The organism is Rhodanobacter sp. FDAARGOS 1247 (assembly GCF_016889805.1).
GTDB lineage: Bacteria > Pseudomonadota > Gammaproteobacteria > Xanthomonadales > Rhodanobacteraceae > Rhodanobacter.
Map to the genome: position 1 here is coordinate 3,255,155 of NZ_CP069535.1, position 22,797 is coordinate 3,277,951.

Here is a 22,797-nt window from a genome sequence, read left to right on the forward strand (position 1 = left end):
TGCCGCGCCTACAGCCGGAGCGGCACCTGGTCGGCGGGATACGCCGTGGGCGCGAAGAACCATGACTCGATCGCGTAGCGATCCCGGCTGATCGCGGCCGGGATGCCGGTACGGTGCACGAAGAAGTGATCGAACAGCAGGGCGTCACCGGGTTCGAATTGGGGCGTCCAGGTGCCACCGGCCCCGGCAACCTGGCGGACCATGTCGGGTCCCACCGACCAGTCGAAGCTGGCGCCATGGCTGCCGGTGGGCAGGATGCGCTCCACGCGCTGCGGGAGCACCTCGAGGCCGGAAGCCTCGACCCCACAGGACGACAACGCCATCCAGATGTTGAGGCTCCTGATTTCCGCGCCCATGAACGCGCCGTCCTGGTGCCAGTCCGATGCACGGATGGTGCTGGGCACGCAACGCAAGGTGGATTTGCCTACCGACATCATCGCGGGCTCGCCGAAATAGTCGGCCACCACCCGGGTGATGCCCCGGCGCTCGAGCAGCTCGGTGAGCTCGTAGAGCATGCGCGGGGAGTCTGCCAGCCAGACACCGCCATTGCCCTCGACCCAGGGGCGGGCCACGCCGAGTTCGCAATCGGCGGGCAGCGCCAGGCGGGAGTACCAGGTGTCGGGAAACTCGCCCTGGCCACCATCGTGCCACGCCTGGCAGGCATCCAGTGAGCGCTTGACGCCATCAGCCAGCATCGCGGCCGTCGCCGTATCGAACAGTCCACGCACCAGCAATGCGCCGTGCTTGCGGACGCCCGCCGCCACGGTGCGGGCGTCGAGCTCGCCGGCCTGCACTTCGGGAATGCCCTCGACGTGCTCGAAGCGGTCCGCGGCATCTCCTGCCCAGCGATCGGGCACGGTGGAAACAGGCACCCTGGCCTGGTAGGCCTCGAAGCGGCAGGTCGCGAGGAGACGCTCCAGGCGTGCATCCTGATGCCGGCGACGGACAGCGGTCAGACAGGCGATGGCCTCGTCGTGATGTCCCTGCGCCCGGCATGCATCGGCGAAGTTCAACGCCGCATCGGGCGAGTCAGGCGCGTTCATCGGGAGTTCTCCAGTGGACGGATCCAGTCGTTGTTCGTCGCAGAGGACATCGACGAACCGCCGGCTCTGCGACAGGAAGTCGTTCTCTTCAGGCAACGCGTGGGGCGAACCGGTGCCGTCCAGCACATGGTGCGAGAAGAGTTCCATGACCCGCCGCACGCCCGGCTCAAGAATGGTGCGGCGGTCCGGCGCGAGGTATTCGCCGCCACCTGCCGTGATGATTTCGTAGGCAGGAAAGTAGTAGGCCCCGTCCTGCCTCGCCAGGGTCTCCGCCGCCACCCGCAGCACGGACTTGGAATACGTCGTCGCTGCCAGTACATGCTGCGACTCGGCGGTGGCCGCCAGCGGAACCGGCGAGACGGTCAGGATCAGGCGCAGGCGCGGATTGATCGCGCGCACCTCGCTGATGAAGGCGCGGAGATCCTCCACTACCTCCTGCACACCCAGATTGACCAGCTCGTGCCGTTCGGCGTCAAAGCGCCCCGCGGCGACACCGGGGCACACCGGATAGGCCGCGCCATCGAGGCGGGAAACCCAGCACTCGGTGAGCCCCAGCGTGAACACGAAGACGTCCATTTCCGAGAAGGCGCGGCGAACCGCGGCAAAATGCTGCCGGCGATCCTCGGTGTACTCGCGCATCGAGCTGAACCCGCCCGGCTGGATCGTGGGCCGGAACGGATCGAACCAGCCACCGTCCTGCTGCCAGCAATCCTCGACCGGTTGCATCCGCCCGGTCGCCCGTCGCCACAACTGCAGCAACTGGCGCGAGGTGTAGATGTTTCCGTAACGCGCGGCGTAGACGCCATAGCCATATGTCTCGGCCAGGCTCGCCGGCATCAGCGGATGCGCCGGCTCCGTCTCGAACAGGGCGTAACCTTGGTCGCGCAGGTGACGCGCCACGTGCTGGGCGAAGCAACTGCCGGCCGTGACGATCTTCGCCTCGCTGCCGATCCGCCAGGGTGGCGGCAAAACAGGATCGATGGCAGCAAGCTCGCGGCCCGCCATCGTCCGGCTCCATCGCTGCCGATCCGGCGCGGAAGCATAGGGATGGGTCACGCCAGTTGCCTCATCTGCGCCAGCACCAGTTCACCGTAAGCATCGTTCGCATGTGCACCGTCGCCATAGTAGTCGTCAAGCATGAAGCCGTCGGCGTCACTCGTCCCGGCCGGTGCCTCGACAAAAGTCACGCCGTTGCCGCTGCACCATGCGCGGAGAATCTGCGAGTGCAGCCGCCACAGCTTGTAGCGCAACGCCGCGGGTGAAATTTCCCTGCAGCGATCCGGAAACATCACCCACGGCACGTCGGCATGCATGCGCAGGGCGTCGGCCGAGGGCGGTGGCGGCTCGATGTGGAACATCGCCCCGCTGGCCAGCCGGCGAACCTCGCCCATCAGGGTCAGATATTCGTCGGTCATGGATTCCAGAATCCGCCTGACCGCAGTGGCCGGCAACACTTCGGCCGCCGGGTCGAGGGCCAGGTCCGGCTGGTCGGGCAGCACGAAATCGAAACGCCGCGGATGCACCAGCATGCCAAGCACCACATGCGCCCCGCCACCTACGAAGGAGAACACGGGACCGGCGTGTCCGATCAGCGCCTCGCGGATGTCTTCGGCAAATCGCGGCTGGCCGCCATCGTTGACGATCGCCCCGGGCAAGTCCCAGAAGTTGAACGCGCGGAACGGGAGCTCCGCAGCGACGGCGGCGCGCGTCACGCACGCAAGATGGCTGTGGCCTATGCACAGCAGTGGCATGGACTGCTCCAACCGACAGGCTCCCGACCCGGCCATCAGTGCACCGAAGTACCGGCGTGCGCCCGGGGGTATGCGACCTCCTCCGGAAGCGGCGAACCGGGTTCCACCTGGCGCCAGTCACGCGGCGGGAAGGCCAGCGTGAACGGTTCGCCGCGCAGGGTCAGGTTGGGGTTGTACGCCGGGTCCCGTTCAAGCTCGACACCCCAGCGCTGGCGCATGAAACCCACCTCGCGCTCGAAGCGTGCCTGCTTCTGCGGCGTGTCTTCGTGCCCCCGCGAGGCGGACTCGTGATGGTACAGCTCCGCGTACGGCGTCCACACGTTGCTGAAACCCGCCCGACGCAGGCGCAGACAGAAATCCACGTCGTTGAAGGCCACTTGCAGCGTGGCGTCCAGGCCACCCACCTGCTGGTAGACCTCGCGTCGCACCATCAGACAGGCAGCGGTCACGGCGCTCATCGCCTGGGCCAGTCGTGCGCGCGCCATCTGTCCCGAGTGCCCGCGCGGCATGCCGCAGTACGGATGCGCCGCGACCCCATGCACCCCCGTCACGACCCCTGCATGCTGGATCGTGTCGTTCGGGTAATACAGCATCGCGCCAACCGCGCCCACGTGAGGGCGCATGGCATGGCTGGCCAGTTCCTCCAGCCAGTCCGGGGTGATCACCTCGATGTCGTTGTTGAGCAGGCACACCAGCGGAGAAGCGCATTCACGCACGGCCTCGTTGTTGATGACCGAATAGTTGAACGGCCGGTCGTGCGCACGCACGCGTACATTCGGCAGCGCGGCCAGCTGGGCAAAGTAGGCGATCGACGCCGGCTCGACCGACTGGTTGTCGACCACCACGATTTCGTAGTCCGGATAGGTCGTGTGCCGGAGAATCGATTCCACGCACTGTCGCAGCAGGTCGATCCGGTCCCGCGTCGGCACGATGATGCTGATCCGCGGTGCCGGCTCGGGCAACGGATGGCGAACCCGGAAAGCTCCATGAATGCCTTCGATCTCGTGCACCTCGGCAGCCTGCCCCTGCCGCGCGAAATGTTCCCGCACCGCGCGCAGGCCTGCCGTGTGCGCATATCCCTTCTGCTCCACGCCTTGCGCCGTGGAGCCCTCGATGGCGCGCCAGTGATACAGCACCATCGGTATGTGCCCGATCTGGTCGGGGCGCAGCTGCTCGCTGCAACGTAGCGCCAGGTCCCAGTCCTGGCTGCCTTCCAGGCCTTCGCGGAACCCGCCCAAGGCGGTCAGCAGCTCGCGCGAATAGACGCCCAGATGGCTGACGCAGTTATGCCCGCACAGCAGGTCGGGGTTCCAGTCCGGCTTGAAATACGGATCGTAGCGCCTGCCCTCGGCGTCGATCTTGTCTTCGTCGGAGTAGGCCATCTGCCACTGCGGATGCTCGCGCAGCGCCTCGCTGACCGTGGCGATCGCCTGCGGGTGCAGTTCGTCGTCGTGATCGAGCAGGATGACATGGTCGCCGGTAGCCAGCGCCAGCGCGCTGTTCGAGGCCGCCGAGATATGCCCGTTGCGCTCGCGCCAGTGGATCCGGATGCGCGGGTCGCGCGCGGCGTACTCCTCCAGCACGCTGCGAACCTGCGGTTCGCCGGAGGCATCGTCGGCCACGCACAGCTCCCAGTCGGGGCTGGTCTGCGCCAGCACGCTGTCGAGGCAACGGCGCAACCAGACTTCCGCCGTGTTGTAGGTCGGCAGCAGGATGGAAATCGGCTGACCGCCGGCCCGCGAAGCAGGCGCCGGCTGCCGGTCGTAGAGTCGAAGCCAGCGCTCGTAGGTCGGTGCCTTGCCGCCGCGCCGGGTATAGCGGCCATGCAGCCAGCTCGCGAAGGCGCGACGACCACCGCGCTGGCGCAACTCGGCCCAGGCTTCGCGCCGGAGAGCACCGACCTGCCCGCCCTGCGCTTCGTGTGCTTCCGACACCGAACGCCACATGTGCCAGCTGGCCGCGATGCGGCCCAGTCGCACCAGGCTCATGTTCCGCGCGCGCAGCCTGCATGGCTGGCCGGCCGGATCCAGCCGCAGGCGATGGATGTCGTGCGTCAGCAACACCACGCCGCTGTGCCGCCTCCTGCCGGGGTCGAAGAAGCCCAGGCGCAGCGACCAGTCCTCATGCATGCCCCATCCATAGTCGAAGTACAACGTCGGCTCCAGCCGGTCGCCATCCAGATCTTCCAGCTCGATGGACAGCAGGTACCAGCCCGCCCGGACCGGGAAGCGCTGACTCACGCACTCGAACTGGGGGTCGTTGCCATCGGATTGCCAGCCGTCCGGCACTCCCTCGACCGGCCGCAACTGATGCAGCGGACGCAGCGAGATGGCGGGCCCGTGCAGATGCCGCAATGCTCGGCGCAGGCGCCGCAACACCCTGCGCAGCAAGCCGCCACGTTCGATCGGGGGTTCGCCGCCGGGGATCATCGTGCGCGCCCCAGCAGTCTGCGCATCCGCGCAACCAAGCCCCGCTCGGCAAGCGAATCCACTCCCTGCTGCAGGCGTTCGATCGCCGACTGCATGTCGACCTGTTGCCGGGTCGACTGCTTCACCAGCGCTTCGAGTTCATCCCTGCCCGACAATGCCTCGGTCAACTGGGCCTGCTGCTGCGCCAGGCTGGAGGCAAGCCCCTGCAGCTGCTCGCGCTGGTGCGAGAACCCCAGCAGGAGGTGTTGCAGCTGCTCCCGCCGTTCGGCCAGCTCGGCGGATTGCTCCCGCAGGGCCTGGCCTTGTTGTCCGAATTCGCCACAGATGGCCAGCAACTGCTCCTGCTGGCCGGCGAACTCGCGCAACAGGTTCTGCACATCGATGCGCTCACGCGACAGATGCACCATTTCGACGATCGATTCCGACTGCCGCTCGAGCAGGCGATGAAGCGCCGGGCGATCGATCACCACTTCGTACTCGATCCGGATCGCGACCTCCAGCCACTCGCCGGGCAGTCGCTGCGGCAGCGCGCTGCCGATCTCGAATTCCAGATGGGGATCGCTGTCAAAGCTGGCCAGGCGCACGCCCTGCGTCGCCTGCGATGGCAGCAGCTCGCCGTGCACGTGCCCCAGCCGACCGGGCAAGCCGCCCAATTCGTGCCACGCTTCGTCAGCTTGCGTACGCCACGCGACCCGACCCAATCCGTAGATGCCGGGATGGTCCGCCGGATCGATCCGCAGGTAGTCCGGCGTGGTGTCCGCGGGCAGCCGGAATTGCAGGTCCAGCACGCCCTCGAGCGCATCCGGTGCCAGTGAGACCATGCGGCTTTCGTCGTAGTTCTCGTCACGCCGGCGGTAGTACAGATGGCTGCCGGGCGGCGGCACCTCGGCCGGCGCTCCCTCGACCGGATGGCCATCCGCGTCGACCAGCTTGCCGCCCAGCGCGGCAAAGAATCCCCGCACGGCCTGCGGCGCTTCCGCTGCCCTGTGCATGAATGCGGCAAATGACGGCGGGATGCGTGCGCCCACCGCCACCACGCCCAGGCCATGGCTGTGCTCGAATGCAAAAGACGGATAACGGGCGGCCAGTTCGTCAAAGAAGCGCCACACGCCGAAGTCGCGCCCACGTTCCCCGGTATCGTGCAACAACACCACCGCGCGTTCGCTCAGCCTGGGCAGCCAGGTCTCGAAATCGTGGCGCACGGCATCGTAGGTATGGAGCCCATCGATGTGCAGCAGGTCGATGCTTCCCTCGGGAAACTGCCCGACCGCGTCGTCGAAGCGTGCACGCAGCAACCGCGAAAAGTCGCCGTAGAGCGGATCATGCCGCGCGCGCAGCGCCTGATAGACCTGTTCTCCGTAGTGCAGCGCATGGGCGTCGCCCTGCCAGGTATCGACGGCGCTGCAACGGCAGTCCAGCGCCAGCGCCCGCACCGCCTGGCAGAACGCCATGTACGAGTTGCCCGAATGCGTGCCCAGCTCGACCAGGGTTCGCGGGCGCAGCAGGTCGATCGCCAGGAAGGCGAACGGAATGTGGCCCGCCCATCCATACGGTGGCACCAGACGCGGGTTCAGCAGAAGCAGCGGATGCTCTTCGAGGAGAAAGTCAGGCTTCATCAGTCAACCGTTCAACACGAATGTCCAGCATCGGTATGCCGATCAGTCCGGCCACCATGGAACCACCCTCGGCGGTAAAACGCAGCGCTTCGTGCAGCCAGTGCTGCACGACGTGCTGCTCCTGCGTTCCCTCGGAAACACCTGCGGCCACAAAATATTCCCCGGGTATCAGCCGCGGCATCACGAACTGGAAGCTGGCGCAAAACCGCTGCCCCCCGCTCACCGCGAAGTCGCCCCCGTGGCTGATGGCCGTATTGTCGCCGAACATCAGCTGCCCCAGACGGTTCTTCACGTAGAACCCGGTGATCGCATTGTCCATGGCTTCATCGGCGATCAGCTCGATCCGGAGCGTCACGCATTCTCCGGCCAGCACGAGGGCGATATCCCGTCCCTGCTCGTTGCAGATCGAGACATGCGCGATGCGGACCTTGCACTCGCCGAAGCCGTCCTCCTCCGGCTGGAAGGGGAATATCTTCATGTCGTTGCGCAACGTGGAGCGGTCGATCAGCTCCTGACGCGGATCGACCTGACGCCGGGTCGAAGGCTGGGGGCGTTCCTGCAACCTTTGCCCCTGCGCCCCGATCCCGTGTTGCCGTTCGATCAGCGACGCCTCGATATAGGCTTCCATCACCTTGCGTGCCGTGCCGATCTGCTGCACCCGGCCGTGTTCGAGCCAGATCGCGCGGTCGCACAGGCTGGTCACCGCGCTGCCATCGTGGCTGACGAACAGCATGGTGCCCCGTTTGCGGAACTCGCGCAGGTAACGCATGCACTTCTGCATGAAGAACGCATCGCCCACGGCCAGCGCTTCGTCGATGATGAGGATGTCCGCGTCCACGTGCGTCACCACCGAGAACGCCAGCCGCATCACCATGCCCGTGGAGTAGCTGCGCACCGGCTGGTCGACGAAGTCGCCGATCTCCGCATAGGCGAGGATGTCCTCGATGCGGGCATCGATCTCGTCGCGGCTCAGGCCCAGGATGGCGGCGTTCAGATAGACGTTCTGGCGACCGGTGAAATCGGGATTGAATCCGCTGCCCAGCTCCAGCAGCGCCGCCACCCGGCCATGGATGCCGGCGCGCCCCTCGGTCGGCTTGAGCGTACCGGCGATCAGCTGCAGCAAGGTGGATTTGCCGGCGCCGTTGCGACCGACGATGCCAAGGGTCTCTCCGCGATGAACCTCGAAGTCCACCTCGCGCAGGGCCCAGAACTCACGGTAGAAGCGTCGATTGCCACCCAGCAGGCTCTGCCACATCCGGTGCACCGGCTTGTCGTAGAGCTGGTAACACTTGCCCAGCCCACGCACCTCGATCGCCACGTCGACGGCGGTGCCCGGCACGGGGACGGTTTCAGAGGACATCGGCGAATCCATCGCGCGTGCGCTGAAACCAGGCAAAGCCGAACAGCAGCACGGCGATCGCCACCAGGGTGTAGCTGCCCAGCGCCGCCCAGTCCGGCGGCTGACCGAACAGGACGATCTGGCGCGTCTGTTCGATCATCAGGGTCAACGGATTGAACGCGAGCCAGTCACGATACGGTTCGTGCAGGGTCGAGGCAGGATAGAAGACCGGGCTGAGAAACATCAGCATCGCCGAAAGCACGCCGGCCACTTGGGCGATATCGCGGATGAACACGCCGAGCGAAGCCATCAACCAGCTCACGCCGCAAAGCAGGAGGACGTACGGCGCGTACACCAGCGGCAGATACAGCACCGCGACGGGAATCGCGTGTTGCGAGAGCAGCACGAACAGCAGCAGGACCAGCAGGCTCAGCGCCGCGTTGAAAAGGGACGATGCGACCATCACGCACGGCAGGATGGACAGCGGGAAAACCACCCGCTTCACCAGGTTGCTCTGCGAAACGATCACCGACGGCGCCCGCATCAGGCATTCGGCCAGCAGCGAGTGGATGATCATGCCGCAGAAGATCATCAGCGAAAAATCGACTCCGGATTTCATGCCGGGCCAGCGCATGCCGAGGAAAACGCGGAAAGCCAGGGTATAGACGGCCAGCATCAGCAACGGATTGATGAAGGACCAGAGCAGCCCCAGGAAGGACCCGCTGTAACGCCCTTCCACGTCGCGTCGGGCAAGTTCCCAGAACACGTCTCGCCGCGCCCAAAGGCGGCGCGGCAGGGACAGATTTGCCAATTCCATCGTCTCTCCAGATGCTGCTTCGGACACCGCGCCATGCACGCGCGACATCAACCCTCAATGAACCCGTCTCGCCGGCAGCGTCCTTACTTGCCTCCATCAATGGCAAACTATCGGGGCAAACGCCCCACGCTGGCGCAGCCAGCCACGGGTTCGCGCATGACGTTTTGCCGATCCACCATTCGCTTGCGGATGTATGCCCATATGACACCAAAGAAGGCCCGATGAACAGCCCATCCAGTCACGTCCCCCTGCTCATGGTCACCGGCGGAGCCGGTTTCATCGGTGCCAACTTCGTCCTGCAGGCCATCGCCGATGGTCTGCGCGTGGTGAACCTGGACAAGCTCACCTACGCCGGCAACCCCGACACGCTGGCTTCGCTGGACGGGAACGAGCGGCACCTGTTCGTGCAGGGCGACATCGGCGATCGTGAACTGGTGGCGAAGCTGCTGGCCGAGCACCGGCCCGACGCCATCGTCAATTTCGCCGCCGAATCGCATGTGGACCGCTCGATCGACGGCCCGGTCGAGTTCGTGCAGACCAATGTGGTGGGCACGCTGGGCCTGCTCGAATGCGCCCGCGACTACTGGCGCGGCCTCGACGGCGCCGCCCGCGACGGCTTCCGCTTCCTGCACGTGTCGACCGACGAGGTCTACGGCTCGCTGGGGGCCGAGGGCAAGTTCACCGAGACCACGCCGTACGCGCCGAACTCGCCGTACTCCGCGTCCAAGGCCGCCTCCGACCACCTGGTGCGGGCGTTCCACCACACCTACGGCCTGCCGGTGCTGACCACCAACTGCTCGAACAATTACGGGCCGTACCAGTTCCCCGAGAAGCTGATCCCGCTGGTGATCCAGAAGGCCCTGGCCGGCGAGCCGCTGCCGGTCTACGGCGATGGACTCAACATCCGCGACTGGCTGTTCGTGGGCGATCACTGCAGCGCGATCCGCCGCGTGCTGGACGCCGGTCGCGTGGGCGAAACCTACAACGTGGGCGGCAATGCCGAGCGCGAGAACATCACCGTGGTGAAGACCATCTGCGCCCTGCTCGATGCGCGCCAGCCACTGGCCGACGGGCGCCCCCGCGAATCGCTGATCACCTACGTCAGGGATCGCCCCGGCCACGATCGCCGCTATGCGATCGATTCGAGCAAGTTGCAGGACGAACTGGGCTGGCGGCCGACCCACACCTTCGAGACCGGCATCGCGCAGACGGTGGACTGGTATCTCGCCCATCAGTCGTGGAGCCAGCGCGTGCTGGACGGCAGCTATCGCATGGAGCGCCTCGGCTCATGAGCAGCACACGGAAGGGCATCATCCTCGCCGGCGGTTCCGGCACCCGGCTGCACCCGATCACCCGCGCGATCAGCAAGCAGCTGCTGCCGGTGTACGACAAGCCGATGATCTACTACCCGCTGGCCACGCTGATGCTGGCCGGTATCCGCGAGATCCTGATCATCAACACGCCGCACGAGCAGGCGATGTTCCAGCGCCTGCTGGGCGACGGCTCGCAGTGGGGCCTGGACATCCGTTACGCGGCGCAGCCGTCGCCGGACGGGCTGGCCCAGGCGTTCACCATCGGCCGTGATTTCGTCGACGGCAAGCCCAGCTGCCTGGTGCTGGGCGACAACATCTTCTACGGCCACGGTTTCACCGAGCGCCTCAAGCGTGCCGCGGCGCGCGAACACGGCGCCACCGTGTTCGGCTACTGGGTGAAGGACCCGCAGCGTTACGGCGTGGCGGAATTCGACGCCGACGGGAAAGTGGTCGGGCTGGAGGAAAAGCCCGCCACACCGAAGTCCCACTACGCCGTCACCGGACTGTATTTCTACGACGCCCGCGTCTGCGACTACGCCGCCGCATTGCAGCCGTCGCCGCGCGGCGAGCTGGAGATCACCGACCTCAACCGCTGCTACCTCGACGACGGTTCGCTGCACCTGGAGCAGCTGGGCCGCGGCTTCGCCTGGCTCGACACCGGCACCCACGAATCGCTGATGGAAGCGGGCAACTACATCGAGACGATCGAGAACCGGCAAGGCCTGAAGGTCTGCTGCCCGGAGGAGATCGCCCACCTCAACGGCTGGATCGACGACGAGCAGCTGCTGGGCCTGGCCGCGCCGCTGGCCAAGACCGGCTACGGCCAGTACCTGCAGGGCCTGGTGCGCGAGGGACACGCCCGATGAAGGTGATCCAGACCAGCCTGCCCGGAGCGCTGATCCTCGAACCGCAGGTGTTCGGCGATGCCCGCGGGTTCTTCTACGAAAGCTACAACGAGGCGAAGTACCAGGAGGCCGGCGTCGACCACCGCTTCGTGCAGTCCAACGTGTCGCGCTCGGCGCGCGGCGTGTTGCGCGGCCTGCATTACCAGTGGCCGAATCCGCAGGGCAAGCTGGTCAGCGTGCTCGAAGGCGAGGTCTATGACGTGGCGGTGGACATCCGCCGCGGCTCGCCCACCTTCGGGCAGTCGATCGGCGTGATGCTGACGGCCGACAACCATCGCCATTTCTGGGTGCCTGAAGGCTTCGCGCACGGCTTCTGCGTGTTGTCCGAGTTCGCCACCTTCAGCTACCAGTGCACCGCGCTGTATGACCCCAGGGCCGACGCGGGCATCCGCTGGAACGACGCCGCGCTCGGCATCGACTGGCCGATCAGCGCGCCGCTGCTGTCGGACAAGGACGGCAAGACGCCCCTGCTCGCCGACGTGCCAGCGGAGCGCCTGCCGGTCTACGCGGCATGAAGATCCTGCTGCTCGGGGCCAACGGCCAGCTCGGCCGCAGCCTGCTCGATCACGGCGGCCTCGCCGCGCGCGGCGAGCTGGTCGCCGCCAGTCGTGATGGCGTGCTGGCCGGCGGCGGGCACGGCGAGCTTGCCGACCTGTCGAACCCCGCATCCCTGCCCGCCCTGCTCGACCGCCTGCAACCCGACCTGATCGTCAACGCCGCCGCCTATACCGCAGTCGATCGTGCCGAGCAGGAGGAAGCCCTGGCCACCCGCGTCAACGGCGAGGCGGTGGGCGTGCTCGGCCACTGGGCGGCGGCACGTGGCGCGCTGGTGATCCACTACTCCACCGACTACGTGTTCGACGGTCGGCAGTCGCAGCCGTACGCGGTCGATGCAGCCACCGGCCCGCTCGGCGCCTATGGCCGCAGCAAGCTGGCCGGCGAACTCGCGCTGCGCGACAGCGGCGCCGACCACTTCATCTTCCGCACCGCCTGGGTCTACGCGGCGCACGGCCACAACTTCCTGCGCACCATGCTGCGCCTGGGCGCCGAACGCGACGAGCTGCGCGTGGTGGCCGACCAGCACGGCGCACCCACCGACACCGGCCTGATCGTGGACGGAACGCTCGCCGCACTCGATCGGTGGTTGTCGTCGGATCGTGTGCAACGCGATGCACTGGCCGGCACCCATCACCTGGTTGCCAGCGGCGCGACGACCTGGCACGGCTTTGCCGGCGCGATCTTCGCCGAGGCCGCCACCCAGGGCCTGCTGGCACGCGCGCCCCGCGTGCTTGCGATCGACAGCAGCGAATTCCCCACGCCGGCCGTGCGCCCGGCCTGGTCGCTGCTGGACAATGGCGGTTTCCAGCGGCATTTTGGCCTTGGCCTGCCGGACTGGACGCAGGGCTTGCGCGATGTCGTGCGCCAGCTTGCCTCATCCATGCACTGAACGAGATCCTGCCACCATGTTGATTCCCCTCATCCTCAGCGGTGGCAGCGGCACCCGGCTCTGGCCCGTCTCGCGCAAGAACCTGCCCAAGCAGTTCCTCGCGCTCGCCGGCAAGGGCACGCTGTTCCAGCAGACCATCGCGCGCACCCGCCAGTTGCCCGACGTCGCCGCGCCGATCGTGGTGGCCAGCGAGGATCACCGCTTCCTCGCCGCCGACCAGTTGCTGGAGGCCGGCATCAGGGACGCCAGCATCGTGCTGGAACCGCTGGCCCGCAACACCGCGCCGGCGATCGCGCTGGGTGCGTTGCAGGCCTTGCAGCGCGACCCCGAGGCCATGCTGCTGGTGCTGCCGGCCGATCACCTGATCGGCGACACCGACGCCTTCGTCGAGGCCGTGAGACAGGCGCAGCCGCTGGCGGCGCAGGACTGGCTGGTGACGTTCGGCATCCGCCCGGACCGGCCGGAAACCGGCTTTGGCTACATCCGCCGCGCCGACGCGATCGACCACCACGGCTATCGCGTCGAGCAGTTCGTCGAGAAGCCCGACCTGGCCACCGCCCAGTCCTACCTGGCCGACGGCGGCTACGACTGGAACTCCGGCATGTTCCTGTTCAAGGCCGCGCGCTACCTGGAAGAACTGGCCGCGCACGCGCCGGCGATGCTGGAAGCGGTGCGCATGGCGCACGCGAAAGCCACGGTCGATCTGGACTTCGTGCGCATCGACCGCGATGCGTTCGCCCGGGTGCCCGACGATTCGATCGACTACGCCGTGATGGAGAAGACCCGCCGCGCCGCGGTGATCCCGGTCAGCTGCGCATGGAGCGACATCGGTTCGTGGTCGGCGCTGTGGCTGACCGGCGACAAGGACGCCGACGGCAACCTGCGCGAAGGCGACACCCTGGCGGTGGACACGCATCGTTCGCTGCTGCGCTCGCACGACCGCCACCTGCTGGCCACCGTGGGCGTCGACGACCTGATCGTGGTGACCACGCCGGACGCGACCCTGGTGGCCCACCGCGACGCCGCGCAGGACGTGAAGAAGATCGTCGAGCAACTGAAGGCCGCCGGCCGCAGCGAACACTCGCTGCATCGCGTGGTGCACCGCCCCTGGGGCAATTACGACTCCCTGGAGGAAGGCGAGCGCTTCCAGGTCAAGCGGATCCAGGTCAAGCCGGGCGCTTCGCTCAGCCTGCAGAAGCATCATCATCGCGCCGAACACTGGATCGTGGTCTCCGGCACCGCCGAGGTCACCTGCGACGACAAGGTGTTCCTGCTCGGCGAGAACCAGAGCACGTATATCCCGCTGGGCAGCAAGCACCGCCTGCGCAACCCCGGCAAGGTCGTGCTGGAACTGATCGAGGTGCAGTCCGGCAGCTATCTGGGTGAGGACGACATCGTGCGTTTCGACGATGTCTACGGCCGCGTCTGAGCGCGACGGCAGCTGCCGCAGCGGGCCACGGATTCGCTGAAACGGGAACCTCGATTCGCCCCAGGGCTGCCGACCGCCACGTCGTTCAGGCCGTCTGCGCGCACTTCGCCGACGCGGGCCAGGAGCCCGCCCCGGCGGTGCGCAGCACGGCTTGGGCCGCCCATTCGCCGGTCTCGCAGCCACCTTCCATGAAGCCCTGGTTGTCGTACGCGCAATGCTCGCCGGCGAAGTGCAGGTTGCCCACGCGCTCGCCGATGGCGCCACGGATGCCGGTCCACTGGCCCGGCAGGAAGCACGCGTAGCTGCCCAGGGTCCACGGGAACGTGGGCCAGTGCATGCGCGCCTCGCGCGCCCCGTCCCTCGCCCCGGACAGTCCCGGGAAGACCGCTTCCAGTTGTTGCACGGCGGCGGCAGCCTGCTGCTTCGCGCTGCCGCTTCCCAGCTCGACGCCATGCCGTCCGCCGGTGAAGTTGGTCAGGATGCCGGCCGTACCAGGCTGCATGCGGCTGGTTTCCCAGGTGGTCTGCAGCGGCAGGTCGGCATAGATGGCGCCACCGCTCTGGTGGCGCGTGTGCCAGACCCGCTCGTTGAAGCCGATCATCAGCTTGGCGTTGGTGCCATAACCGAGTTCGGCGATCGCACGGCGTTTCACCGCCGGCAACGCCGCGTCGATGCGTACGCGGCGCAACGTGGTGAAGGGCAAGGCCAACACCACCTGTTGCGCGCGCACCTCGAATGCGCCGGCATCGCGCTTGAAGCCCAGCACGTAGCGGCCATCGGCGCCCTGGCCGAGCGACTCCAGCACGCTGCCAGTGTGGATGGCGTCGGCCAGTCCCGCGCCCAACCGCTGCACGATCAGGTCGTTGCCGCCGCGCGCGTGGAAGCGCTCGTCGCTTTCGCCGAAAATGCGGAAATGGTCCCGACCCGGATCAATGAAGGTGAGGAAATTCAGCGCGGACTGTTCGTCGCAGTCCAGTCCCATCTCCGTCGTGTACGCCACCTCGATCATGGTGCGCAGCCAGCCGCTGGCGCCCTGGCGATCCAGCCATTGCGTGATCGTTTCGCGATCCAGTCGCTGCGCGCCGCCGGGCGTGGCCGCGGTGATTTCTTCCTCCGGCAAGGTCGCCGCGTCGCGGGCGATCGCCGCGGCCAGCGGCGCGAATTCGCGCAGGATGTCGTCCTCGCCGTAACGCCGACCGTTGCAGAACCAGATGTCGCCGAACGCAGCCGTGGGATCGCGCGACAGGTCGTCCAGTTCGATGCCCAGCTCACAGGCCAGCGCGCGGATATGCACGTGGCCAGTGTCGATCAGCTCGCCGCCCAGTTCGCACACCTGGTTGTCGGCGAAGTGGCCGCGCAGGCTGAGCATGCGCCCGCCGATGCGCTCCTGTGCCTCGTACACACGCACCGGCACGCCGGCCTGGCGCAGCCGGTGCGCGCAGGTCAACCCGGCCACGCCGGCGCCGACCACCACCACTTCATCCGTGCCGGTGGCGCGAAGGGGCATCGGCACGCGTGCGCAGGCGCCCAGCATCAGCGCTGCGGAAGCCACCGCCGATTGCCGCAGGAATCGGCGCCGCGCATGATCCACCCGCAAGCTGCGTTCGCGCGCAATCGCCTCGTCCAGCGGCTCGCCCGTACTCCGGGACACGGCCGCAATCGCCGCGGCCCGCCGCAACACATCGACCAGAGCCGTCCGAGCCATCGTCTTACCCCCAGTCGGTACACCCCCGCGCACGGGCGCAGCCTACGCCGAATCTGCCACCGCATCGAGTGCGCCGACAGGTATCCCGGGGCCACACCCGGCGGCGATCGCGCTGCGCCCGTGAACCTGGGCGATCGTCACTCGATGTGGAAATGGCGTTTGAACGGGACGCCGACCGCGGCCGGTTCTTCCAGCTCACGGGCGTAGCGATGTCCCGCATACACCGCGTGGGCGATCAGGCCCGGCGCCTCGGCGTCGCCGATGCAGCGCAGTGATTGCAGGCCCGCAGCGGACCACTCGGGTTCGCGCCGCAACAGCTCCTGGTATAGCGCATCGTCGGGCAGGCGGGCGGTGACCGTGACGACGGCGTCGCAGGCCAGTTCGCGGCGCTGGTGGTCCCACACGTTTTCGATGGCGAGCGTGCTGCCGGCATAGCCGACGATGTCGTGCGACACGACCGCCTCGATGCCGAGCTTGGCCATCCGCTTGCGGATGTGCCGGTAGTCCAGCGTGTGCTGGCTCCATGGCGCGACGCTGTCCTCCGGCGTCAGGTACGCCACTTCGCAACCGCGCAGGCGCAAGGCCTCGGCCGCGATGCCCGCGTGGTAGAAACCGTCATCGTCGAACACCACCACGCGGCCCTCGGGCAGACGGCCGTCCATCAGGTCGTCGGGCGTATAGATGCGCGCGCCGTCGGCGAAACCGTCGATGGCGGTGCCGTGGCTGCGGCCGTAGCCGTCGCGGCGCCAGTGGCAGCCGGTGGCGATCACCACGTGTTCGGCGCCGAAATCGAGCACGTCCTGGGCGGTCAGCGGCGAGTCGAGATAGACGGCTATGTTCGCCAGCTTGTTGATCTGACCCACGCGCCAGTCGCGCACGCGTGCCCATTCGGCCAGGCCCGGCAGGCGCGCTTCGCGGGCGACGCGGCCGCCGAGTTCCTTGCGCGCCTCGGCCAGGCTCACCTCGTAACCGCGCTGGCCCAGCGCACGCGCCGCTTCCAGCCCGGCCGGGCCGGCACCGACCACCAGCACGCGCGCTGCCGAACGCTTCGGCGCGATGCGCTCCGGGTGCCAGCCCTTGCGCCACTCCTCGCCCATGGTCGGGTTCTGCGTGCAGCGGATCGGCGAGATCGTCATGTCGCCGGAGACGCAGATGTTGCAGCCGATGCATTCGCGGATGTCGTCGCTGCGGCCTTCTTCGATCTTCTTCGGCAGGAACGGATCGGCGATCGACGGGCGCGCGCAGCCGATCATGTCGAGCACGCCGCGCTTGAGTTGCGAGACCATGGTGTCGGGCGAGGTGAAGCGGCCCACGCCGACCACCGGCTTCGTCGTGGTTTGCTTGACGAAGTCGATGAACGGCTCCTGCGCGCCTTCGGCGGCGAAGCGCGACGGCACCGAGTCGTTGTACCAGGCGGCCACGTTCACGTCCCACAGGTCGGGCAGCTCGGCCAGCATGGCCACGATTTCCTTCGCCTCGGCCAGCTCGACGCCGCCCGGCCCCAGCAGCTCCTCGGTGGCGAAGCGCAGCGCCACGGCGCAGGTGTCGCCTACCGCATCCTTGGTGTCTTCGAGCACCTCGCGCAGCAGCCGCACGCGATTCTCCAGCGAGCCGCCGTACTCGTCGCTGCGCTGGTTGCGCCGGCGCTGCAGGAAGTGCATCGCCAGCGACAGGTCGTGCGCCGCGTAGACGTAGATGATGTCCATGCCCGCGCGCCTGCCGCGGATCGCCGCCTCGCGATGCCAGCGGCGGTATTCGCGGATGTCGTGCTTCGTCATCGCCCGCGCCTGGTGCGGGTAGCCGTACTTGGTCGGCTGGTGCGACGGCGCGATCAGCACTTCACGCGAATACAGATTGGACGCCGTCGGCCCGTTGTGGGTGAGTTCCAGCGCAGCCAGCGCGCCGTGCGCGTGCACCTTGTCGCACATCAGCGCCAGCGCGGGGATGTCGCGGTCATCCCACAGCCGCGCCTCCACGTACGGCGTGAGATCGCCGCTGGGGTGGATCTCGCACTCCTCGGTGGAGACCACCGCCCAGCCGCCCTCGGCCTTCATCTCGCGCATCGCCGCATGGGCCAGCGGCATCGCGTGGCCCATGCCGTTGCAGTGCGGCACCTGGAAGAAGCGATTCTTCGCGGTGACCGGGCCGATCTTCACCGGTTCGAACAGGATGTCGTAGCGGGGGTCGCGCATGGTGCTCAGGCCTCGGTGGCGGCGACCGGCTTGCGCCGCCACCGCATGAAGACATACAGCGGCAGGCCCGCGGCGATCAGGCCCAGCGCATACACGAACGGCCCGCCGCCGATGCCGACGAAGGCGAAGACCACATACGCCGCGCCGATGCCCGCCACCAGCAGCACGCCGCGCCCGCTGCAGCCCGGCGCGCCGCGCCGCCACAGCACCGCCAGCGCCAGCGCACAGGCCAGGTACAGGGGCAGGTTCGCCGCCGTCACCACCAGGGTGATGAAGGTGAACGCCGCCACCAGCGAACTGCTGTAGCTCATCCACACCATCACCGAGGCCAGCGTCGCGGTGATCAGCAGGGCGGCAACCGGCGCGCCATGGCGATTGCTGCGCGCAAGCAACGGGGGCAGCACGCCGTTGTCCGCCATGGTGCGGGTCAGTTGTCCGGCCAGCAGGGTCCAGCCGTTCAGGGCGCCGAGTCCGCTGATCACCACGAACAGCGCCAGCCAGCGACCCGACCCGGCATGGCCGAACGTGTCCATCAGCAGCGCAAACGGCGCGCTGGCGCTGGCCAGCACGTCCTGCCGCAACAACAGCAGCGGCACGGTCGACACCACGACGTAGATCAGCGCGACCACCACCGCGCCCGTCATCGTGGCGCGCGGAATGGTGCGGCCGGGGTTGTCCACGCGGCTGGCCGGAATGCTGGCCGATTCGATACCCAGCATCGCGAACAACGCGATGGTGGAAGCCGCCATCACGCCACCAAACGTCACCGGGGTGGTCGGTGGATGGGCCGCATAGCTGCCCGGCGAGCTCAGCAACACCCAGCCGCCAAGCACGGCGATCGCCAGCATCGGCAGCAGCTTCAGTGTGGTGGTGACGATCTGCACGATGCCGCCGGTGCGCACGCCGAGCAGGTTGACCAGGGTGAACAGCCACACCAGTACCAGCGCAAACCACACCGGCGGAATGACGCCGAGTGCCGGCATCACCACGGTGACGTAGCCCACCACGCCAGTGGCCAGCGCCGCGTTGGTCAGCCACAGCGACACCCAGTACGCCCACATCGACATGTAGGCCGGCAGCTCGCCCAGCGTGTCGCGGACATAGCCGTAGGGGCCATCGGCCGCAGGCAGCGCCGCGGACAGATGCGCGAACACCCGCGCCAGGGTGAGGCAGCCGAACAGGGTGATGCCCCAGCCGATCAGCGCGTTGAAACCGAACGGCGCCAGCGACGAGGGCAGCAGGAAGATGCCCATGCCGATCACGTTGCCGACCACCAGCGCGGTGCAGGTCCAGAAGCCGATCCGGCTGCGGTCACGCATCTCGACGCGCGCCTGTCCGCTTCGGTGGCAGCACATGCGGCGACGAGTTCATGCAGATTCGCCGGCCGGCCCCGCATAGGCCGCGCGCAACAGGTTCTGGAAATGCCATACGCCGCTTTCGCGCTTCGGGTTGAGCCGGCCCGGCGTGTACGCGCCGGAGGCCAGCCCCCGCTGCACCGCCTCGCAGATGCCGATGTCCTCGTTCTGCACCTCGTCGCTGAAGCTGCGGTCGGCCTCCATGCGCGCCTGCGCCGCGGCGTCCTGCGCGTAGTAGTAGTCGAACACGATGCGGCAGCGGCCCGGGCCCAGCGGCAGGATGCGATTGGTCTGCAACCTTCCCGGCATGATGTTGAGCATCACGTTGGGATAGATGAAGTAGTAGAACGCCTCGCCGTCGCCGTAGATGTCGGTGCTGTTGCGCAGCGGCGAGGATTGCAGCGAATGCCAGGCGAACAGCTCGGTGTCGTAGGCGCGGTAGTCGAGCACCTTCGACAGGCCCGGATGCACGTGCGGCAGGTGGTAGCCCTCGAGGTAGTTGTCGACGTAGACCTTCCAGTTGCAGTCGATGTCGTAGGTGTCGCGGCGCAGGTAGCGCATCGCCGCCAGGTCGATCGGCGCGATGCGTTCGGCGATGCCGCCATAGACCTCCTCGAACGGCGGCACGGCAGCGTCCAGCGCCACGAACACCAGCCCCTGCCATTCGTGCACGCGCAGCGGCGGCAGGCGGATGTCCTCCACGCGGAAGTCGGCGGCGTCCTGCATCTCCGGCGCGCTGCGCAGCTGGCCTTCCAGCGTGTAGGTCCAGCCGTGGTACTTGCAGTGCAGCGCCCGCGCGCCCTTGCCGTCGCACAGCGCCAGCGGGCCGGCGCGGTGGCGACAGACATTGGGAAAGGCCCGCAGCACGCCATCCTGGCCGCGCACCAGCAGCAGGGGCACGCCGCCGACCTGATCGACCACGTGATCGCCGGGCTCGGCCAGCTGCTCCCGATGGGCCACCAGTTGCCAACTGCGCGCGAACACCGCGCGCTGCTCCATCGCCAGCATCGCCTCCCCCGCGTAGTAGCGCGCCGGCAAGGCGTGTGCCCGGTCGAGCAGTTCGACGACGGTGTCGGTGTGCATGGATTGCTGTCCCCCGGTTGGATGGCCGCGAACAACCCGGCCGATGCGACCCGCCCAGCCCGGCGGAGGCGTCCGGCTGAGCCTAGCGCTTGTGTCGAACCGGCGGCAACCGCAGCTGCGCCGCGCCGGCCGACGCCACTATCTCCCAGCCGGATTCGGTTGTAGATTGCGGCGAACCCCGCGAGAGGCCGCTACCTTCCATGTCAGGCGCCGCACCGCTGTCGTCACTCCGGCCCGTCGCCCCGCGTGGGGCGTTCCCGTCGCCAGCACGAGGCGACGCATGATCGCGGCGTCGGCCAGCGGCACGCTGGAGCAGGCGCTGGCACACGCGGAGCGGCTGCTGCAACGCGACCCCGCACTGGCGGTGGAACAACTCGAAGAAATCCTGCACGCCGTCGGCGCCCATCCGCTGGCGCTGCAACTGCTGGCCGCCGCGCGCCTGCGTCAGGGCGATGCCCGGGCCGCGCTCGACATCCTGCTTCCGCTGGCGCCGTCGCAACCGACATGGGCGGCACTGCAGTTCGACCTGGGCGTGGTGCTGGGCCGGCTCGGCCGCGGCGAAGAGGCGATCGCCGCGCTGCGCCGCGCGGTCGCACTGCAACCCGACCTGCCGCAAGCCTGGCGCGAACTCGGCGACCACCTGATGGCCGCCGGCGAGCAGGACGCGGCGGACGCCGCCTACGCCCGGCACGTGTTGCACTCCACCCATGACCCGCGCCTGATGGGCGCGGCCGTGGCGCTCGCCGAAGGCCGCGTCCCGCAGGCCGAGGCGCTGCTGCGCGAGCATCTGAAACAGGTGCCCACCGACGTGGCGGCGATCCGCATGTTCGCCGAAGTCGCCGCCCGCGTGGGCCGCAACGAGGATGCGCTGAACCTGCTGGCGCGCTGCCTCGAGCTGGCCCCCGGCTTCGACGCCGCGCGCCAGCACTACGCCATGGTCCTGCATCGCAGCAACCAGCCCGAACAGGCGCTCGCGCAGATCGAACACCTGCTGGCCAACGATCCGCAACACCCGGCCTACCGCAACCTCAAGGCGGTGGTGCTGTGCCGCATCGGCGATTACGAGCCGGCCCTCGCGATCTACGCCGACCTGGTGCAGCGCTACCCCGACAATCCGCGGGTATGGATGAGCTACGGCCACGCGCTGAAGACCGCCGGTTTCGGCGAACGCGCGATCGCCGCCTACCGGCACAGCCTGGAGCGCCTGCCCTCGTTCGGCGAAGTCTGGTGGAGCCTGGCCAACCTCAAGACCTTCCGCTTCAGTGCGGGCGACCTCGCCACGATGAGCGATCAGCTGGCCCGCAGCGACCTGTCGGACGAAGACCGCCTGCACCTGGAGTTCGCCATGGGCAAGGCGCGCGAGGATGCCGACGCCTGCGCGGATTCGTTCGCCCACTACGCGTGCGGCAACGCGATCCGCCGCGCGCAACTGCACTACAGCGCGGACGCGACCAGCGCGCGGGTGGACCGCGCCTGCGCGCACTACACCGGCGATTTCTTCGGCGCGCGCGCGGGCATGGGCTGCCCGGCGCGCGATCCGATCTTCGTCGTCGGGCTGCCGCGCGCCGGTTCCACCCTGATCGAGCAGATCCTGTCCAGCCACAGCCAGGTCGAGGGCACGATGGAGCTGCCCGAAGTCGCCTCGATCACCCGCGGCCTGCGCCGGCAGGGCGACGGCGACGGCGACGGCGCGACGCCCTACCACGATGCGCTGGCCGCGCTCGACGCCGACGCGCTGCGCGCGCTCGGCGAGCGCTACCTCGCGCACACGCGCATCCATCGCAAGACCTCGGCACCGCTGTTCATCGACAAGATGCCGAACAACTTCATGCACGTCGGCCTGATCCAGCTGATGCTGCCGAACGCCCGAATCATCGACGCGCGCCGGCATCCGCTGGCGTGCTGCTTCTCGGCGTTCAAGCAGCACTTCGCGCGCGGGCAGAGTTTCAGCTACGACCTGGAAGACGTCGGGCGCTACTACCACGACTACGTCCGCCTGATGGCGCACTTCGACACGGTGCTGCCCGGACGCATCCACCGCGTGTTCTACGAGCGCATGGTGGCGGACACCGAGGGCGAGGTTCGTCGCCTGCTGGATTATTGCGGCCTGCCATTCGAGGACGCCTGCCTGCGCTTCTTCGAGAACCCGCGACCGGTGCACACCGCCAGTTCGGAGCAGGTGCGCCGCCCGATCTATCGCGAGGGCGTGGATCACTGGCGCCACTTTGCGCCGTGGCTGGGGCCGCTGGAACAGGCACTCGGGCCGGTGCTGGACAGCTATCCCGAGGTGCCCGGGTTCATCTGAAAAGTTTGGGGGTTGGGTTGGTTTGCCGTTCACCGGATGAGGGGAAATCGCATGCATGCAAGCAGTTC

General features: G+C 67.9%; 16 protein-coding genes. 6 read left to right on the forward strand and 10 right to left on the reverse strand.

Going from position 1 to position 22,797, the window contains the following annotated elements; all coding sequences use genetic code 11:
* Positions 1-8: 8 nt before the first annotated feature.
* The 6 genes from I6J77_RS14815 to I6J77_RS14840 are packed head-to-tail and all read right to left on the reverse strand — an operon-like array spanning position 9 to position 9,043.
* Entirely contained in the window at positions 9-2,099 is a 2,091-nt protein-coding gene (locus tag I6J77_RS14815) for a GSCFA domain-containing protein (protein WP_204109599.1), read from the reverse strand.
* Positions 2,096-2,794, reverse strand: a complete 699-nt coding sequence (locus I6J77_RS14820) for a hypothetical protein (protein WP_204109600.1) — start codon at positions 2,792-2,794, stop codon at positions 2,096-2,098. Before I6J77_RS14820 ends, I6J77_RS14815 begins: the two co-directional genes overlap by 4 nt.
* Before the next feature lie 35 nt (positions 2,795-2,829).
* Positions 2,830-5,223: a glycosyltransferase gene (locus I6J77_RS14825; protein WP_204109601.1), complete on the reverse strand. Its 2,394-nt coding sequence runs from the start codon at positions 5,221-5,223 to the stop codon at positions 2,830-2,832.
* Positions 5,220-6,839, reverse strand: a complete 1,620-nt coding sequence (locus tag I6J77_RS14830; RefSeq protein WP_204109602.1) for a class I SAM-dependent methyltransferase — start codon at positions 6,837-6,839, stop codon at positions 5,220-5,222. The genes I6J77_RS14825 and I6J77_RS14830 overlap by 4 nt, the downstream gene beginning before the upstream one ends.
* The gene (locus I6J77_RS14835) at positions 6,829-8,157 is read right to left on the reverse strand and encodes an ABC transporter ATP-binding protein (protein ID WP_239309030.1); all 1,329 of its coding nucleotides are present in this window, start codon (positions 8,155-8,157) and stop codon (positions 6,829-6,831) included. The genes I6J77_RS14830 and I6J77_RS14835 overlap by 11 nt, the downstream gene beginning before the upstream one ends.
* 31 nt (positions 8,158-8,188) lie before the next feature.
* A complete protein-coding gene (locus I6J77_RS14840) occupies positions 8,189-9,043 on the reverse strand; it encodes an ABC transporter permease (protein ID WP_239309295.1) in 855 nt (284 codons plus the stop codon).
* A gap of 173 nt (positions 9,044-9,216) precedes the next feature.
* Between I6J77_RS14840 and rfbB the strand changes: the two genes are divergently transcribed.
* The 5 genes from rfbB to I6J77_RS14865 are packed head-to-tail and all read left to right on the forward strand — an operon-like array spanning position 9,217 to position 14,089.
* Positions 9,217-10,287, forward strand: a complete 1,071-nt coding sequence (gene rfbB / locus I6J77_RS14845; protein WP_204109603.1) for a dTDP-glucose 4,6-dehydratase — start codon at positions 9,217-9,219, stop codon at positions 10,285-10,287.
* Entirely contained in the window at positions 10,284-11,174 is an 891-nt protein-coding gene (rfbA, locus tag I6J77_RS14850) for a glucose-1-phosphate thymidylyltransferase RfbA (protein ID WP_204109604.1), read from the forward strand. The genes rfbB and rfbA overlap by 4 nt, the downstream gene beginning before the upstream one ends.
* Positions 11,171-11,728, forward strand: coding sequence for a dTDP-4-dehydrorhamnose 3,5-epimerase (gene rfbC, locus I6J77_RS14855; protein ID WP_204109605.1), 558 nt, complete (start codon positions 11,171-11,173; stop codon positions 11,726-11,728). The genes rfbA and rfbC overlap by 4 nt, the downstream gene beginning before the upstream one ends.
* A complete protein-coding gene (gene rfbD, locus I6J77_RS14860; protein WP_204109606.1) occupies positions 11,725-12,660 on the forward strand; it encodes a dTDP-4-dehydrorhamnose reductase in 936 nt (311 codons plus the stop codon). The genes rfbC and rfbD overlap by 4 nt, the downstream gene beginning before the upstream one ends.
* Positions 12,661-12,676: 16 nt before the next feature.
* Positions 12,677-14,089 carry a mannose-1-phosphate guanylyltransferase/mannose-6-phosphate isomerase gene (locus tag I6J77_RS14865; protein WP_204109607.1) on the forward strand — a complete coding sequence of 471 codons (1,413 nt, stop codon included), beginning with the start codon at positions 12,677-12,679 and terminating at the stop codon, positions 14,087-14,089.
* An 85-nt stretch (positions 14,090-14,174) separates the two neighbouring features.
* Here the strand turns inward: I6J77_RS14865 and I6J77_RS14870 are convergent, their stop codons facing one another.
* From I6J77_RS14870 to I6J77_RS14885, 4 genes are all read right to left on the reverse strand, one after another.
* Positions 14,175-15,740 (reverse strand): NAD(P)/FAD-dependent oxidoreductase, encoded by a 1,566-nt coding sequence (locus I6J77_RS14870; RefSeq protein ID WP_239309032.1) that lies wholly within the window; start codon positions 15,738-15,740, stop codon positions 14,175-14,177.
* Positions 15,741-15,931: 191 nt separating this feature from the next.
* Positions 15,932-17,986, reverse strand: a complete 2,055-nt coding sequence (locus I6J77_RS14875) for an FAD-dependent oxidoreductase (protein WP_204109609.1) — start codon at positions 17,984-17,986, stop codon at positions 15,932-15,934.
* Positions 17,987-17,991: 5 nt separating this feature from the next.
* Positions 17,992-19,305, reverse strand: coding sequence for an amino acid permease (locus I6J77_RS14880; protein ID WP_204109610.1), 1,314 nt, complete (start codon positions 19,303-19,305; stop codon positions 17,992-17,994).
* 48 nt (positions 19,306-19,353) lie between these two features.
* A complete protein-coding gene (locus I6J77_RS14885; protein WP_204109611.1) occupies positions 19,354-20,424 on the reverse strand; it encodes an aromatic ring-hydroxylating dioxygenase subunit alpha in 1,071 nt (356 codons plus the stop codon).
* Between the two features lie 280 nt (positions 20,425-20,704).
* Between I6J77_RS14885 and I6J77_RS14890 the strand changes: the two genes are divergently transcribed.
* Complete coding sequence (locus I6J77_RS14890) at positions 20,705-22,729, forward strand: tetratricopeptide repeat-containing sulfotransferase family protein (RefSeq protein ID WP_204109612.1); 2,025 nt, start codon at positions 20,705-20,707, stop codon at positions 22,727-22,729.
* Positions 22,730-22,797: the final 68 nt, after the last annotated feature.